The following is a 16,586-nucleotide window of genomic DNA, read 5'->3' on the forward strand; positions in this document are numbered from 1 at the left end:
GCGCATGGTGAGCGAGTGGTGAGCGAGCCGGTGTCCGGCGGCGTCCCGGTGCTCGAGGTGCGAGGGGTGTCGGTGACGCTCGGCCGCAGCCCGGTGCTCGACGGGGTGGACCTCTCGGTCACCGAGGGCGGCTGGTCGGCGGTGGTCGGCCCGAACGGCGCCGGCAAGTCGACGTTGTTGCGGGCGGTGGCCTCGCTGGTGGCCTATCGCGGCCAGGTACTGATCGGCGGCCTCGACGCCGCCCGGATGGCCGCCCGTGAGCGGGCACAACGCATCGCCTATGCGCCGCAGACGCCGCTGATCCCCGAGTCGATGCCGGTGCGCGAGTACGTGATGCTCGGCCGCACGCCGTATCGGGCGCTGCTGGCCTCGCCGCGTGGCGCCGACCACGAGACGGTCGCCCGGGCGCTGACCCGGCTCGACCTCGACCACCTGGCCGACCGGATGCTGCGCACGTTGTCGGGTGGGGAACGGCAACGGGCCGTGCTGGCGCGGGCGCTGGCGCAGCGTCCCCGATTGCTGTTGCTCGACGAGCCCACCGCGGCGCTCGACCTCGGCCATGCCCAGCAATTGCTGGAGCTGGTCGACGGGTTGCGTCGCGAAGAGGGCCTGACGGTGCTGAGCACGCTGCACGACCTGGTGCTGGCCGGGCAGTACGCCGACCGCGTGGTGTTGCTGACCGGTGGCCGGGTGGTCGCGGACGGCGCGCCCGCCGAGGTGTTGACCGCGCAGGCGCTGGCCGAGCACTACGGGGTCAGCGCCGAGGTCGAGGCCGGCCCGACCGGGGTGCGGGTGCACCCGGTGCGGCCGGGGTCGCCGTCCTCGTCCTCATCCCCGTCGCCGTCCCCGTCCCATGATCACCGTCAGATCGCAGTGTCCACCGCTTCGGCCGGAGCAAACGGCGATCCAACGGCGATCATGGAGGGTGGGAGGGGGGAAGACACCGTGACCACGGGGTCCCGCCGGGCCGGGCTGCTGCAGTACTGGGACGACGCGGGCGTGCGTCGTCCGGTGCTGGTGCGCGCGCTGCCCGACGGGTGGCGGGCGATCTCGTCGGCGGTACTCGGCGGCGGCCTCGGCCCGTCCGGCTGGTGGCTGAACGCCCAGGTGTCGAAGAACTACCACCACCCCGATCCGGTGGCGCATGCCGGCGAACTCGCCGCGTCGTTCGGGCTGGCCGGTCCGGGGGTGGCGATGCTGACCGCGGCCGATGCCTCGCGGTTCACGCTGGCCGAGTCCGAGGGGGTCGAGGCGGTGGTGACGGTCGGTCTCGGGCTGCCGATCACGGCGGCGGCGACGCCGCAGGCCATGGCCCTCGAGGACTACTCCCCGCCCGAGGTGCACCCCGCGCCGGGCACGATCAACGTGGTGGTCACCGTGCCGGTCGCGCTGAGCGATGCGGCGCTGGTCAACGCCGTGATGACCGCGACCGAGGCGAAGACCCAGGCGCTGGTCGAGGCGGGCGTGCCCGGTACCGGGACGTCGTCCGACGCGGTCTGCATCGCCTGCCCGGTGGGGACCGTGGGCGACGAGGGACTCTACGGTGGCCCGCGATCGATCTGGGGGGCACGCATCGCCCGCGCCGTGCACCGCGCGGTCGCCGACGGCACGACCGACTGGACCACTCAGCACCCACCCGGCGACCCGCACTGCCGCTGGGGCACGCCCTGGCCGGAGCCGCCCGCGTCACGCTGACCGCTCACCCGCATTCGGGTATCGATCGGCCGGTTCCTGGGCGGGGGCGGTGTTGTTCGCATACCTTCGCGGCATGTCCGCGTCCGACCCCCACGGTGTCGTCGACGTGTCCGAGGTCGACCAGGCCGACCAGGCCGACCAGGTCGAGTTGGCCGAGTTGGCGGTCGTTGTCGCGGAGCCCTCGCGGCGGGCCCGGCGCGGCGCAGGCTGGGTGCCTGACGGCGTCCGGGAGCTGCTCGAGCCGCTGGCGGAGCGTCCGGTGCGCTTGCTGTGGGGCAGTCAACTGGTCAGCGAGCTCGGTGACTGGGCGGCACGCATCGCGGTGACCGCCCTGGTCTACGAGCGCACCGCGTCCCCGACGATGGCGGCAGCGGCGTTCGTCGCCGGGCTGCTGCCGTGGCTCGGCCCGGGCCAACTCCTGGCGGCGATGGCCGACCGGTACGGCCGACGGGGCGTGATGATCGCGGCGGACGTCGTCCGGGCCGTGGCCTTTCTGATCATCGCCCTGGTCCCGATGCCGTCCGGTGCCGTTCTGGCGCTCGTCGCGCTGGCCGGGCTGGCGACCGCACCGTTCGAGGCAGCCCGCTCGGCCGGGTTGGTGGAGTACACCAGTGAGGATCGCGTCGAGGCGGCCATCCGGCTCTCGGCCACGACCTACGACGCCGGCACGCTCATCGGGTACGCCGCCGGGGGCGTGTTGCTGGCCGTCGCCTCGCCCGCCTCGGCGTGCCTGCTCAATGCCGCCACCTTCGTGATCTCTGCCCTGCTACTGATCGGCCTGCCGCGGCAGGGGATCACCCCGTCCGCGCACGAGTCGGCACCGGCCTCGGAATCCCCATCGGAATCGGCCTCGGAATCCGCCTCGGAGTCCGCGGTACGCGCCGTCCTGGTGGCCGGCGCCGCGCTGTGGCGCGAGCCCACGCTGCGGGCTGCTGCACTGCTCGGGGTGATCCCGATCGCGGGGGGCACCGCTCTCGGCGCGCAGAGCGTGGCCTGGGCGGACACCGCCGTGCCGGGCCGGCCCTGGGTTCCCGGCGTGGTGCTCGCGGCGTCCACCGGCGTGTGCCTGGTCCTCACCGTGATGGTGCGGCCCCGGCCACGGGCGGACGCCACCCTGCGGCTGGCGGGTCGGCTGGCGATCGTGACCGGTGTGGCCGCAGGCCTGCTGTGCCTGCTCGGCCGGCCGCTCGCGGTCGGGGCAGCGCTGGTGGTGACCGGCGCCTTCTTCGTCCCGATCGTGCTGGCCCAGACGGTGATCGCCCCCCGGCTCGACCCCGGTCGGCGGGCGGCCAGTTTCGGACTGTTGATGGGACTGCTCACCGTGGCGCAGGCGGTGGTCTCGCCGCTGGTCGGCCGACTGGTCGGGGCGGCGGGTGCCCCCAGGGCGTTCGCGGTCACCTGCGCGCTGACGGCTGCGGCGGCGCTGGTCGTCGTCCTCGGCCGGGCGGTGCGAGTGGGACGGTCGAGCGGGGCCCACGTGCAGCTGCCGGACGGCGCCTGACGCGAACGTGAGCGTTAGCCTGCCACGCGTGGTCGAACTGCGGCGGGCGCATGCTGATCGTGATGCGGATGCACTGGCGGCCATCGCCCGCCGTGCGTATGCGCCGTTCGTGGAGCGGATCGGTCGGGCACCCCAGCCGATGCTGCTGGACTACCGGGTCGAGATCGCCGAATCCGAGGTGTGGGTGGCCGTGGCGGCCGGTGCCCTCGTGGGATTCGTCGTCCTGAAACCGGCCGACGATCGATCCCACCTGCTGCTCGACACCATCGCCGTCGACCCCCCTCGGCACGGTACGGGTGTAGGGCGAGAGCTGTTGCAGTGGGCGGAGAATCGAGCCCGTGAGCTGCGGCTGACGGAGGTCAGGCTCTACACCAACGAGGCCATGACCGAGAACCTTCGGCTCTACCACCGCATCGGCTACGTGGAGACCGGTCGGGCCGTGAGCAACGGGTATCACCGGGTGTACCTCGCCAAGCGGTTGGACTGACCGCTGACACCTCAGCCGGCCAGGTGGCCCCACTGCTGCTGCAGGTCGGCCCACAGGCCCTGGTCGAGCACCGTGCCACCGGCGAGGACCAACACCTTGTCGGCCTGCTCCAACGCGGCCCGCTTGGACGTCGCACCGATCACGGTGATGCCACGCTCGCGCAGCGCTCGCCACAGGTCGAGCTCGGTGGTCACATCGATCGCCGAGGACACGTCGTCCGCGATCAGCAGTTCGGTCCGTGGCGCCAGGGCACGTGCCAGGGCCACCCGCTGTAACTGTCCGCCGGACAATCGGGTGCCCTTGTGGCCGATCATCAACCCGAGCCCGCCGCCCGCACCGGACAGGTCGTGCTCGAGCTGCGCCGTGTGCACCGCGTGCCCGGGGTCGACCGAGTGCCCCAGCGTGATGTTCTCGGCAATGGTGCCGGACAGCACGCGGGGCAACTGCGCCACGTAGGCCACCTGGTTCGGCCGCAGGAACTCGGTCGGGTCGGCCACCTCGCGCCCGTTCCACAGCAGGTCACCGGTGTGGTGCACGATGCCCGCCAGCGCGCGCAGCAGTGAGGACTTGCCCGAGCCCACCGGGCCGACCACCAACACCAGCTCGCCGCGCTCGACGGTCAGGTCGACGTCGCGGGCCCCCACCGTGCCGTCCTCGTGAACCGCGGTGAAGCCGCGCAGCTCGAGCCGTGAGAGTCGTTGCCGCTGAGCCGGAACCGGTGCCGGCGCGGTGCCGGCCGAGATGTCGACCCCCGGCACGGACGACGAGTACGCCGCCTCGCCGGACATCGCCACGGTGCGCCGGGTCCAGACCCGGGCCGACGGCAGCGCCGAGATGAGCGAGGCCGTGGTCCAGGCGAACCAGTGCGCCGACCCTACGGTGGCCACCGCGACCAGAGCCGCGGTGGCGTCGATCGACCCCCGCACGTACAGCGCCCAGATGCCGATCGGTGCCAGGCCCGCGACCATGGACGGCGTCGAGCGAGCCCACACCTGAACCACGATCTCGCGCCGCTGGCGGTCGCTGCGCACCCGGTCCAGTCGGGCCAGGTGATCGAGTACCCCGCGGACGGCGCCCGACAGCTTCACCGTGCGGGCCGCCGACAGCGACGAGACCAGCGCCGTGGCGAACGCCGCCCGGGTGGCGACCGTGGTCGCGGCCCGCTTGGCCAGCCGCGGCCCGAACGCCGACGCAGCCAGGGCCGAGATCACCACCGTGGCCAGGAAGAACAGCGCCGGCACCGGTGAACCCGAGATCACGGTCATGCCCAGCACGATCACCATGATCGCCACCTGATCGATCATGTTGTCGGCCAGGATCACCACCCGCTCGGTGTCGCCGCCCTGGGCCACCACCTCGGCCGGCGTGTGGGCGCTCACCCGGCGGGGGCCGGTCTGGCCGTGCACCAGGCGCAGGCTGATCCGCAGCATCTGGCGCACCCACCACTCGGGGAACCAGCGCCCGGTGAAGTAGTTGACCGGCACGGTGACCAGCAGGACGGCGACCAACCCGGCGGCGGGCCAGAGCACGTCGCTGCGACTGCCCGGCTCGCCGGCGATCAGCCGGCTCCACAACCAGGGCAGCACGCTGCCGTCCAACGCGAACAGCATGTACGGCAGGAACAGTGCGAGCGCCCCGAGCCCGAACCGCTTGTCGTTCAACGCCAGTCGGCCCACCTCGCGCAGGGTGCGTGCCGGTGGCGCCGGGGGTAGCGGTGGCGCCTCGACACGTTCGGGCTGTGCCGGTGCGAGCAGCGCGGCAGCGACCTGCGGCACCCCGTCGTCCACCAGGGCGTCGTCCCAGGCCTCGGTGGTGACGGGAGCATCGGCGACGGCGAGACCGGAACCTCCGGGCAGGGCGCCCGACGGGGCACCGAGAGCTGTTGCCGCAGAGCCTGTTCGACCCGCCGACAACAGGTCGGCGAACCGTTGGGAGGTGCTGAGTGGGCCGGCTTCCACGACGCGTCCATCGGCGAGGACCACGACCTCGTCGCACTGGCGCACGGACGACAGTCGGTGGGCGATCAGAATGCCGATCCGCCCGGTCAGCAACCGTTGGGTCGCAGCGTGGACGCGCGCCTCGGTCACCGGGTCGAGCCGAGCGGTGGCCTCGTCCAGGATCACCACGTGGGGATCGCGCACCAGGATGCGCGCGAAGGCGACCAGCTGTTCCTGCCCGGCGGACAGCACGTATCCGCCATCCCCCAGCCGGGTCTCGATGCCGTCCGGCAGATCGCGAACCCATGGCTCCAGGCCGAGTTCGGCCATGGCCTCGGCCGCGTGCGGCAGGAGTTCGGGCTCGAACAGGGCCACGTTCTCGGCCAGCGTCCCGGCCAGGATCTCGGTGCGCTGAGGCACCACGGCAACCCATCGGCGCAACGCCTCGAGGTCGAGGTCGAGCAGATCGACGCCATCGAGGAACACCGTGCCCCGGGGCGGCTCCACCGCTCGGATCACGGCCTTGGCCAGCGTCGACTTGCCCGATCCGGTGCGCCCGATCAGGGCATAGGACCGACCACGCCGAAACGTCAGGTCGACGTCGCGCAGCGCCGGTGGACGCCGCGCCGGCCCCTCGCCGTCATACCGAAACGTCAGACCCCGCACCTGCAGATCACCGGCCGAGATCGCCCGGCCACCAACGGGTTCCTGTGGCGATGCGGCCAGCAGCACCACCCGGCCCCACGCGCCCAGGGCGTACTGCAGTTCGGGGATCATGCGGCTGATGTGCTCGACGGTCAGGCCGAAGGACACCGCCAGCAACCAGACGGCGGTGAGTTGGGCGGCGTCCACCCGGCCGGTGGCCAACCCCCAGGCGCCGCCCACCACGACCACGCCGATCGAGGCCCGGGTCAAGCCGGCCGCGATGACCGTGACGTTGGCCGACATCGCCCAGACCCGGCGACCGAACCGCAACACCGCACTCGACCGTTCGGCGAACAGCCGCAACACGTAGGGCCGGCCCAGGGTGGTGCGCACGTCGTCCTGGCCGTGGATCGATTCCTCCATGACCGCGGCGAGCGCCGACCAGGCCTCCTCCTCGGCCATGCGGGCCTGTGAGATCCGCCCGACGCGGCCGCGCAGACTCAGGGCCATCAGGCCCAGCGCGGCCAGCATGCCCACGCCGGCGGGCCACCAGACGACGAATGCCGTGACCACGGCGGCGACGCTGAGGGTCATCGACTGGATGATCCGTACCCCGGAGCCGCGCAGCTCGGAGGCCACCTGATAGACGTCCTGGTCGATCCGGTCGAGCAACTCACCGACCGGGGTCGCCTCCAGGGTCTGCAGGTCCTGCCCGAACGCCACGGCACACAGCCGCCGCCGCACCCGGGCCGCCCAGTCGGCGGTGAGGCCGGCGACGGCCAGGCCGACCACCAGGTCGGCCACCACCTTGATCGTCAGGGCGACGGCGAGGGCCACCAGCACCCGCGTCGAGCGGGAGGTGAGCAGCTGCCCGGCGAAGGGTGCGGCCACCGCCTGGCCGCCGGCGCCCAGCACGATGAGCACCACGAGCAGGGCCACCCGCCGTGGCGAGGTGGCCCACAGATCACGTAGCAGCATCATGTGCCGAGCTCCGTCGATGGACAGGGGATGGTGTTCGAGCCTGCTCCTCGATCGGCCGGGGCTCAACTGAATTAGTCGCCGGCTGAATCAGTCGCCGGCACACCGAGGCCGAGGGCGCCGCCGCGGACCATCCGGCGGCGTCCTCGCGCCTCGAGTCACTGGAGCCAGCGGACGAGCCGTTCGTACACCGAGTCGTGACGCAGCAGCCCCTGGTGCCCCACGCCGTCCAGCCGGTCGAGGAACCCGGCGCCCTCGGGCACCGGTAACAGGGCGCTGGCAGCCCGCACCATACCGTCGCCGATCAGCCACCCGATCAGCGGTGAGCGGGTCAGCGACCCGGCCATGCTGTGCTGGGCGATGTGCCCCGGCAGGGAGTCGCCGGAGCGTCGTCCGCTGGCCTCGCGGGTCAGGTCGCGGATGCCGGCGCTGCGACCGGCGAACAAACGCGCGAACGGCGCGCTCTGAGCCGTCATCGTCAGCAGCCACTCTCCGTACGGCACCAGGCTGGCCAGCGGCGCCCCCTGGTGGGGGGTGCCGAGCGCGGTGAGGCTGCGGACGGCGCCCACCCAGGCCGCGTCGCGGCGCGCCCCGGAGTGCACCGCCTCGCGGGCCACCAGGCCGCCCATCGAGTGACCGACCAGGTCGATGCGCTCCACGGGCACCGGCCACGCCGCGTGGACGGCGTCCAGCAGGTCATCGAGCAGGGCGCCGTTGTCGGTGATCACCAGTCCGGAGTTGTAGCGCAGGTAGAGCGGCGTGACGCCGAGGTCCTCGCGCAGCCGTTCACCGAACGAGGTGTGCCCGCCCGCGCGCAGCCCGAACCAGGATTCGTCGCTCTCGACCAAGCCGTGGGCGAACACCACCAGGTGCCCGCTGGGGGTGGGGTAGGCCTCCCCCAGCCCCTCGTCGTCCGCCTCGACGTCCTCGTGGTGCACCCGCAGGGCCATCAGGACGGCGAGGTCGGCGGCGCGGTCCTGGACGGTGTCGCCCCAGATACCGTTGACCACCGGCTGGACGACGCGACCGGCCTTGGTCTGGGACGGCAGCGGTCCGGGCAGGACCGCGAGCAGCTCGGCGACCGTGCGCAGGCCGATCACGTTGACCGTCTCGACGGCCGAGTAGGTCAGGTTCACCAGGCGGATGTGGAAGCCGACGATCTGGCGTAGCGGCGGCGGCAGGAACCGTTCGACGTTGTGGGCCACGGACAGGTGCACGTCACGGGCCAGGCCGATCATGCTGCGGGTGGCCTCGATCGCCAGCTCACCCCCGGCTCGGATCTCCGTCGCGCGACTCATCGTCTGCCGGGCCTCCCACCGATTGCCCTGATTGCCTTGTCCGAACTGGCTGCACCGGCGGCAAGGCCGCGAGTGCCTCGCCAGTATCCAGGCCGGTGACCTGCAACAAGTCGACCACGACAGATCTGACCTGAGCCAGTACCACTTCGGTCGACAGACCCCCGATGCGCTCGAGGTCACCCGTGGCGCGCCCGACGGCCAGCAAGGCCGAGCGCCCGACCTCGGGTGCGGCATTGTCGGTGAGGGCCTCGGAAAGGATCTCGACCGCGCGCGCCAGATCGTCCAGCACGACCAGGTAGGACGCCGGCACCTGCTCGCGTGAGATCGCGGCAACCATGCGGCGGGTCAGCACCCGGGTGCTGCGCAGCGCCCGGTCGAGCGGTTCGACCAGGTCGCTGACCCGGGTCACCCCCGCGCGCTGACCTCGGCGCAGGGGTGAGGAGGCGATGACGGACAGGCCCTCGTCGGCCGCCTGCTGCAGCTCGCGCACCAGCACCTCGGTGGCACGGGCGCGTCCCAACACCTCGGCGGCCAGGGCCGCGTCGTGCTCGCGAGCCGCCTGAGCCGTGCCCCGCAGCAGCTCGGCGGTGGCCCGGGCCACACCACCGGCCTGGACCCGGGGGCTGCGCAGCGGTGCCGACGGCACGATAGCCGCGGCCACCAGCGCGACGGCGCCGCCGACCAGGGCGTCGAGCCAGCGGGTGAAGGTCTGCCCGGGCGCCGGGGCCAGGGTGACCACGAAGATGCTCTGCACCGCCGACTGCAGGATCAGCAGATCGCTCGCATCCATCAGTAGGGCGATGGCCATCGAGGTCGCCACCACCAGGGCGACCTGCCACACCCCGCCACCGGCGACCGAGACGAACACGTCGGCCACCAACACACCGACGGCGACCCCCACGGTGACCTCGGCGACGCGGCGCAACCGTTGCCGATAGCTCATGCCCAGACAGACCACGGCCACGATGGGCGCGAACACCGGGGCCGGGTGCCCGATCACGCGGTGGGCGATGAACCAGGCGACGGCGGCGGCGATCGCGGCCTGGCCGACGTGCCAGCTCTTGCTGCGCAGCCGCGCACCGCGTACCCGCAGGGAGCGGCGTCCGCGCACCCTGGCCCGTTCGACCAGGTCGTCGAAGGAGATCTCGGCGCGCAGCCGCTCGCTGATCTGGGAGGAATCCACGCCCCCAGGGTCCCGGATCGCCGCCGCCGAGCGAGATCGGGGTGGCACGGCGCGGCGGGGATGGTAGGCATGGCGGCGTGGACGTGTGGCGACCCCTCGACACCCCGGTGGGGGTGCTGCTGCTCACCGCCACCGATGTGCCGATCGACGGGGCGTCCGGTGCGGCCCTGACGGGGATCTACTTCCAGGATCACCGCGGCGGTGCCGACACCCGGGCGAGCACCGAACGGCTGGGCCGGCGGGACGAGGGCCACGCGGTGCTGGCAGCCGCGGCGGCTCAGCTGGCGGAGTACTTCGCCGGCACCCGGACCCAATTCGACCTGCCGCTGGCCGCGGTCGGGACGGCTTTCCAACACCGCGTGTGGCAGGCATTGCGCCAGATCCCCTACGGCCGGACCGCGAGCTATGGCGACATCGCGCGCCGCCTGGGGCTCGGCCCGGCGTCCTCGCGCGCTGTGGGGTTGGCCAATGGCGCCAACCCGATCTCGATCGTGGTGCCCTGCCACCGGGTGATCGGGGCGAACGGCACCCTCACCGGGTACGGCGGCGGGCTGGAGCGCAAGCAGTTCCTGCTCGATCTGGAGGGCGATCAGCTGTTCTGATCCGCACCAGATTCGTCACAACCAGCCGCGGTGGCGTCGCTTGCACCTCTGGCAGCCAGTTGTGACGAACCTGGTGCGAATGACCGATCGAGAGGGTCGAGATTGGGCTGTGGATAACTCGAATCCGGCCCCTCGAGATCGCCATCCTGGTGCGCGTGGCGAGATCGACGGCCAGGTTCACGGCGGCAGAGGCGGTGCATCGCCTGGGCGGTCGCGCAGCTCGTGCCGACCTGCTGGCCATGACCACGGGCCATGAGCTCCGCCGTGCTCTGGCGGCGGGCGAGGTGGTGCGGGCGGCCGATGGCATCTATGTCCTACCGGGTCTCAGCCAGGCCCGCATCCAGGCAGCCGCCGGGCGCGGAGTGGTCTCGCACGAATCTGCTGCGGTGTTGTGGGGGATCGAACTGGTCTTCCCGCCGAAGACCGTGCACGTGACGATCCCCCGGGGCGCCCGGCCACCAGTCCGCAAGGGCGTCGTGTTTCACCAGCGTCGGCTGCCCGACACGGCTGTGCGCGGGGATGTGACCTCGCTGCTCCAGACGGTGCTCGACTGTTGCGAGAGTCTGCCCTTCCCACAGGCGTTGGCCGTGGCCGACGGGGCACTTCGCCTGGATCCCGACCTGCTCGATCAGCTCCTCGTCGCGGCGGGGCGGCCGGGCCGGGGACGGGCTCGTCGAGCTGCTGTGGCTCGACATGTCAGCCCGTTGGCCGCGAATCCTTTCGAGTCCGCGGTGCGCGGCGTGTTGATCGACGCCGGGATCGACGGGTTCCGACCCCAGGTGGTGATCGACACCCCAGGTGGGCAGTTCCGCGTGGACCTGGCCGATGAACAGCGGCGCATCGTCATCGAGGCGGACAGCTTCAGCTGGCACGGCGATCGGGCCGCGCTCGATCGCGATTGCCGCCGGTACGACGAGTTGGTGCGTGCCGGATGGACGGTGCTGCGCTTCTCGTGGGAACAGGTGATGTTCGACGGCGCCTGGTTGGTGGCCGTGGTCCGCGATGTCGTGAAGCGGGCCGCCTGATCGCACCAGATTCGTCACAACCAGCCCGAGCGGGGCTGGACGAGCAAGGTGGGGCCAGTTGTGACGAATCTGGTGCGGATTCGGCCGACCGTGGGTCAAGTGAGGCGGGCTAGCGGTCGATAGGGAGGCATGTCGCAGCCCTCGGTACGTACCGGCGTGCCCGGACCGCGCAGCCCGGGGGATCTCATCGCCGCGACGCTGAGCCGGACGCCCATGGCCGGCCTGATCGGGTCGATCTCGCGCGGCGAGCCGGACCCACCCACGGTGCCGGCGATCCACCGGCTGACGGACGAGCAGCTGATGGCGGCCGAGGTGGTCGTGGTCGCCTCGGGTCCCTACCCCGGCCCGGATGCCGTCGCCGTGGCGCGCGAGATCTCCACCCGGCTCGAGGACGATCGCCCCGGCCGCGTCGTGGTGCTGGCCCACGCTCCGGTGCGCTGGCACGCCGAGCTGCTCGCCAGCGACGAGATGAGCGTGCCGATCCCCGCCCACTGGGCCGGCCCGCTGCTGCGCGGCTGGGCTGCCCGCGGCCTCGATCGGCCCGCAGCCCACGCCGAGCTCGTCTCGCTCCGGGCTCACCTCGATCGGTCCTTCGGGGTCGGTGCGCTGCACGGCAGCGGCGCCCTGATGGCCACGGGAGCCGTGGCACTCCTCTCGCGAGGCCGAATCGCCGTCGAGACACCCGGTCCGCCCGCGGAATCCCATGTGCTGTCACCGCATCGCATCGTGCTCGCCACCGGCGCCGGCCCCCGGGTGCCCGACGTGCCCGGCATCCTCGAGACCGACTGGTACACCGCCTCCGACCTGTTCGACCTGCCCGCGCTGCCGGCCTCGGTGGTGATCGTCGGTGCCGGTTCCCATGGGTGCGAGGTGGCCCAGGGGCTGGTTCGCCTCGGCGTCACGGTCACCCTGGTCGACAGCGCCGAACGTCCGCTGCCGGACCTGCCGGACCGGGCCGCCGAGCCCGTGATCCGAGCCCTGGCCGCCGAGGGGGTGCGCATGATCTGCGGGGCGCCTCTGGCCAAGGTCGCCCCCACCCTGGACGGCGGCGCCTGGGTGGGCACCGACGGCGGTGGGGATGTCGCGGCCGAGGCCCTGATCCTGGCCACCGGACGTCGGCCCCGGACCACGGGCATGGACCTGCCGGCGGGCGGCGTGACGGTGTCCGGGCGAGGTGTGATCGAGGTCGACGAGCGTCTGCGCACGGCCACCAGCACGGTGCTGGCCTGCGGCGAGGTGACCGGCATGACGGTCTACGGCGCTGCCCCGGGGCCGATGGCCCGGGTGGTGGCGGCCAACGTCGTGGGTCGGCGCTCCGGAATGCGGTGGACGGCGCCGGTGCCGGCGCTGGTGACCCGCACCGACCCCGAGGTGGTGGCCTTGGGCCAGTGCGAACCGCAGCCGGGTGACGCGGTCGCCGAGGCCGAGGGCCCGCACCCGGACTCGTCGGTTCGGGTCGTGGTCGGCACCACCGGTGGTCGGGGAGTGTTCTCGGTGCTGGCGCCGCTCGGTGGCGGCACCGGCCGCTCGGTGGTCGGCGCGCTGTTGCGCGGCCCGGGGGCCAGCGAAGCCGTCGGCCAGCTGGTGCTGGCGCTCAACGCGGGCATCCCGGCGGCGTCTTTGCTGGACGTCGAGGCGCCCGACGGCACGTGGGCCGCCGCGGTGCAGGGGTGCATCGCCCGCGCCCTGGCCGGCTGAGTCGACCGACCGGCCGGTCTGTCGACGACGACTATTCGAGTGGCGTGATCCGCAGGTCCGGGTCGATCGGTGGTGCCCCGTAGTCGGTGTCCCAGTCCAGCACGCCACCGGCCGAGAGCGCCCGCAGGTGTGTCACCGCGGCGGCCGCGTCCGGCCAGGCCGGGTCGGTGGTGCCGGGCGCGATCGGCGGCGTGAACCAGGTCGTCAGCGATTCCGGCACCCGGTAGGAGGCTGCGAGGTCGCTGTACAACGGCAACCGGGCGCTGATGTCCAGGCTCAGCTCGCGATAGGCCCGCAGCGCCATGCGTAGCCGGATCCAGCGATGCCGGTCGGTCTGGGTCTGGTCGGTGAGTTCGCCGTCCGGGCCGGTGAACCGTTGCCGCAGAGCCTGTCCCGCATGGAACCCGCGCAGGGCCAGGGCGAGGATCGTCTGCTGCGGCAGGAACAGGGCACTGTCGGTCTCGCCCGTCCCGTGACGTACCACCGCGATACGACCGCGGACCCCGGGCAGGTCCGCCTGCATCGCATCGCGCCAGGTCAGGGCGGTGCCGGTCAGGGCTCCGACGAAGGCGCTCGGCGTGGCCACCCGGCGCCAGGTGCGGGCCCGGGGCGCGGCGTCCTGGGCGGGCACGCTCACCCACTCGGCGAGCTGCTCCTCACCCTGCGGGGTGGTCGGCAGGTGCGCCAGGTTGAAGCCGAACGTGGGCCAGCGTGGCAGCAGGGCATCGAAGCTGTGGATCGGGAAGTTGCTGGTCACACCGCCGTCGCTGAACCACTGCACCCGAGGCACGAACACGGCCGGGGGCGGCGGCGTGGGGGCCACGACGCGCCCGTACGGGTCCTGTAGCGGGCCGGGGGACTCGACGTCCAGGGTGTACAGCGGGACGGCCCGCACCAGACCGGGCATCGCCATGCTCATCCGCACGGCGGCAGCCACCGGCATGTCCCAGGGGTCGGGAACCTCGTGCAGGATCTCGCCGTCGTGTCGGGGACAGGTGGATTCCCTGGCCTGCGCCGGTGAGGCCAGGATCATCTGGGCGACAACGCGAACCGGCAGGACGCCGGCGAGACAGCTGCGGCAGAACAGGAATCGGCTCGCACCCTCGCGCTCGGCCCGCTCGGCGGTCAGGAACGGCAGCGTGTAGGGGCGACTCTGGGCGAGGTTGGTGGTGACCACGGCCAGGTCGATGCACCGCACCTGGGCGTCGTCCGCGGCTCGGCGCAGCTGGTGGGTCTCGGCGGCGCTCGGTGCGCCGAGTCGACCGAGCCACAGTTCACCGAACGTCAAGGCGGGGCGCGAGTCGCTGGAGCCGTTGTCCCCCAACGGGATTCCGGCCAGGTCGTCGATCCGGTCGGTGAGCCAGTCCACCACGGCCGGCACGTCACCCACCGCCGGGACGCCGATCAGGCGGTCGAGCCGGCGGGACAGCAGGCCACGCGGCGCGGCGTCCATGTCGGGCAGCTGCACCCCGGGAACCAACCCGAAGTGTTCCGCCTCGGGGCGCCGGACCAGCACCGAGCGCACCGCGATCGCGCAGGTGATCGCGGTGGCCGCCAGCGCGGCCAGCGCCGTGGTCACCCCCAGGGTGAGTGAGATCAGGCCGGTCAGCGGCAACGGCAACGACGCGCCGCGCACGACGGCGGCCGTACCACCGAGCCAGGCCAGCAGGGCTCCCAGCCACACCAGGACGACGATCAGCCGCGGCCCGCGGCGCAGGGCGGCCAGCACCGCGGCGATCAGGGGGACGGCGCGCTCGCGGGCCGTGTGCCCCAGCGGCAGGCGCATCAGGGCGATCAGGACGCGGTAGGCATCCCGGGTGCCGGGGGCGGGCTGGAACATCCGGGTCAGCCGGTGGCGCTCGGGCCAGGCGGGTGCATCGGGGTGGGTGGCGCCGTCGGCCAGGGCGGGCCCGGCGACGTCCTGCCCGGCGAGCCAACCGATCATCTCGGCGAGCCCGGCGAACCCCGACTGGACGGCGGGCGCTGCGTCGCCGCCGGGATTGCCGGGGACGGCGGCCGGCTGCACGCACGGGGTGGTGCGTCCCAGCTCGGCGGCGGCGGTGAGCGCAGCGGTCACGGCGCCGGCCGAGGACCCGCCCACGCGACGAAAGATGTAGTGCTCGGCCAGGGCGCAGACCCCGAGCGGGTAGGTCACCGCCGCCGCCGTCCCGCCGCGCATCGTGAGGTCGGCCGAGTGGGCCAGGTAGTCACTGACGTGATCGGGATCGGGGAAGTTGGTCGCCGTCCGCGTCATGGCTGCCGGCGAGTGCAGCAGGTGGTGATCGGCCCGGGGCAGCGCGGCGTCCAGGTCGAGCATCAGTGGGGGGTGGGGTTCGAGCATCCGCAGGTACCGGTGACGATCCTGCAACCGGATCACGGCGCGCCACGGGTTCTCGGTCACGCGCGGATCCTCCCCTCGGGGGCCATCCGGCCCGCGAGGATTGTGCCAGGTCGTGACCGGAACGGGGGGCTGCGGTGGTTGACACCCACCCCTGCGGACGCCGAGCCTGACGGGAATGGACACCGGGGCACTCTCGCGATGGGCCGACCTCGGTGGTCCCGTGCACTACCTCGACTTCGGCGGCCCGGCGTCCGGGCCGTTGGTGGTCTGCGTGCACGGTCTGGGCGGGGCCGCCGTGAACTGGCTCGCCCTGGGGCCGTTGCTGGCCGATCGCTACCGGGTGTTGGCCCTCGATCTGCCGGGGTTCGGCCTCACCCGCGCAGCGGGCCGCTCGACCACCGTGCAGGCCAACGGTGAGCTGGTGCGACGCTTCGTCGCCGAGGTCGGCGGCGGCCCTGCGCTCTGGGTGGGCAACTCGATGGGCGGGCTGATCACCCTGCTGGCGGCGGCGGAACGGCCCGAGCTGGTGACGGGCGCCGCTCTGCTCGATCCGGCGTGGTTCCCGCGGGTGCGTCACCGGCCGAACCTGTTGTCGTCCGCCGTGTTTGCCGCCTACTTCACCCCCGGGCTGGGTCGCGCGGTGGTGGCCGGACGCCGCCGCGCCCGCACGGCGGAGCAGTCGGTGCACGACATGCTGACGTTCTGCTGTGCCGATCCGGCGCGGGTGGCGCCCGACGTGGTGGCGGCCCATGTCCGCCTGACGCAGCAGCGGGCGGAGGTGCCGGGCCTGGCGCTCGAGTTCGAGGTCGCGGCGCGCTCGGTGCTGAGTGTGATCGCGCGGCGGCGACGCCTGGCGGCACTGGCCGCCGGGCTGTCGATGCCGGTGCTGGTGCTGCACGGCGGGCGGGACCGGCTGGTACCGGTGGGCGCGGCGTCCGAGTTGGCGGCGGCCAACCCGACCTGGCGCTACGCGGTGGCCCCGGATGCCGGTCACCTGCCGATGCTCGAGGTGCCCGACTGGACGGCGGAGCACTTCGATCGGTGGATCCGCGACCACGGGTTGCTCGCGACCTCGGCGTAGGTGGCGCCATCCGTCGCCCGGGAGCTCCTCCCCGGCGTGCTGCCGTGGTTCCCCGAGGCCGCATGTGTACTCTCTGCTGTTGATCGAATACCGAAAGTGACTGGCGCGCGAGGAG

At 72.8% G+C, this 16,586-nt stretch carries 11 protein-coding genes; 7 read left to right on the top strand and 4 right to left on the bottom strand.

The window, feature by feature from the left end; genetic code table 11:
• Positions 1-18 precede the first annotated feature (18 nt).
• From IPK24_21260 to IPK24_21270, 3 genes are all read left to right on the top strand, one after another.
• A complete protein-coding gene (locus IPK24_21260) occupies positions 19-1,695 on the top strand; it encodes an adenosylcobinamide amidohydrolase (protein MBK8078018.1) in 1,677 nt (558 codons plus the stop codon).
• A gap of 73 nt (positions 1,696-1,768) precedes the next feature.
• Positions 1,769-3,196, top strand: a complete 1,428-nt coding sequence (locus tag IPK24_21265) for an MFS transporter (GenBank protein ID MBK8078019.1) — start codon at positions 1,769-1,771, stop codon at positions 3,194-3,196.
• Between the two features lie 37 nt (positions 3,197-3,233).
• Positions 3,234-3,683 (top strand): GNAT family N-acetyltransferase, encoded by a 450-nt coding sequence (locus tag IPK24_21270; GenBank protein ID MBK8078020.1) that lies wholly within the window; start codon positions 3,234-3,236, stop codon positions 3,681-3,683.
• Positions 3,684-3,694: 11 nt separating this feature from the next.
• Here the strand turns inward: IPK24_21270 and IPK24_21275 are convergent, their stop codons facing one another.
• The 3 genes from IPK24_21275 to IPK24_21285 all read right to left on the bottom strand — a co-directional run bounded on the left by IPK24_21275 (position 3,695) and on the right by IPK24_21285 (position 9,709).
• Positions 3,695-7,246, bottom strand: a complete 3,552-nt coding sequence (locus IPK24_21275; GenBank protein MBK8078021.1) for an ABC transporter ATP-binding protein — start codon at positions 7,244-7,246, stop codon at positions 3,695-3,697.
• Positions 7,247-7,401: 155 nt separating this feature from the next.
• Positions 7,402-8,541, bottom strand: coding sequence for a hypothetical protein (locus IPK24_21280; protein ID MBK8078022.1), 1,140 nt, complete (start codon positions 8,539-8,541; stop codon positions 7,402-7,404).
• Positions 8,507-9,709 (bottom strand): FUSC family protein, encoded by a 1,203-nt coding sequence (locus tag IPK24_21285; protein ID MBK8078023.1) that lies wholly within the window; start codon positions 9,707-9,709, stop codon positions 8,507-8,509. The genes IPK24_21280 and IPK24_21285 overlap by 35 nt, the downstream gene beginning before the upstream one ends.
• A gap of 98 nt (positions 9,710-9,807) precedes the next feature.
• Here IPK24_21285 and IPK24_21290 point away from each other — a divergent pair, with 98 nt between their 5' ends.
• From IPK24_21290 to IPK24_21300, 3 genes are all read left to right on the top strand, one after another.
• A complete protein-coding gene (locus IPK24_21290; GenBank protein ID MBK8078024.1) occupies positions 9,808-10,326 on the top strand; it encodes a methylated-DNA--[protein]-cysteine S-methyltransferase in 519 nt (172 codons plus the stop codon).
• Between the two features lie 155 nt (positions 10,327-10,481).
• On the top strand, positions 10,482-11,351 hold the full coding sequence (locus IPK24_21295; GenBank protein ID MBK8078025.1) for a DUF559 domain-containing protein: 870 nt from the start codon (positions 10,482-10,484) through the stop codon (positions 11,349-11,351).
• 129 nt (positions 11,352-11,480) lie between these two features.
• Positions 11,481-13,049: an NAD(P)/FAD-dependent oxidoreductase gene (locus IPK24_21300; GenBank protein MBK8078026.1), complete on the top strand. Its 1,569-nt coding sequence runs from the start codon at positions 11,481-11,483 to the stop codon at positions 13,047-13,049.
• Between the two features lie 31 nt (positions 13,050-13,080).
• Here the strand turns inward: IPK24_21300 and IPK24_21305 are convergent, their stop codons facing one another.
• Positions 13,081-15,450: a patatin-like phospholipase family protein gene (locus tag IPK24_21305; protein MBK8078027.1), complete on the bottom strand. Its 2,370-nt coding sequence runs from the start codon at positions 15,448-15,450 to the stop codon at positions 13,081-13,083.
• Between the two features lie 115 nt (positions 15,451-15,565).
• On the opposite strand from IPK24_21305, the gene IPK24_21310 reads away from it, so the two are divergent.
• A complete protein-coding gene (locus IPK24_21310; protein MBK8078028.1) occupies positions 15,566-16,471 on the top strand; it encodes an alpha/beta hydrolase in 906 nt (301 codons plus the stop codon).
• The last annotated feature ends 115 nt before the right edge of the window (positions 16,472-16,586 follow it).

The sequence above is a fragment of the Kineosporiaceae bacterium genome (assembly GCA_016713225.1).
Classification (GTDB): Bacteria; Actinomycetota; Actinomycetes; order Actinomycetales; family Kineosporiaceae; genus JADJPO01.

Excerpts from the sequence above, each read along its gene's own strand:
- IPK24_21310 (MBK8078028.1), top strand. The coding sequence starts at position 15,566 with ATGGACACCGGGGCACTCTCGCGATGGGCCGACCTCGGTGGTCCCGTG.
- IPK24_21275 (MBK8078021.1), bottom strand. The coding sequence starts at position 7,246 with ATGATGCTGCTACGTGATCTGTGGGCCACCTCGCCACGGCGGGTGGCC.
- IPK24_21280 (MBK8078022.1), bottom strand. The coding sequence starts at position 8,541 with ATGAGTCGCGCGACGGAGATCCGAGCCGGGGGTGAGCTGGCGATCGAG.
- IPK24_21265 (MBK8078019.1), top strand. The coding sequence starts at position 1,769 with ATGTCCGCGTCCGACCCCCACGGTGTCGTCGACGTGTCCGAGGTCGAC.
- IPK24_21300 (MBK8078026.1), top strand. The coding sequence starts at position 11,481 with ATGTCGCAGCCCTCGGTACGTACCGGCGTGCCCGGACCGCGCAGCCCG.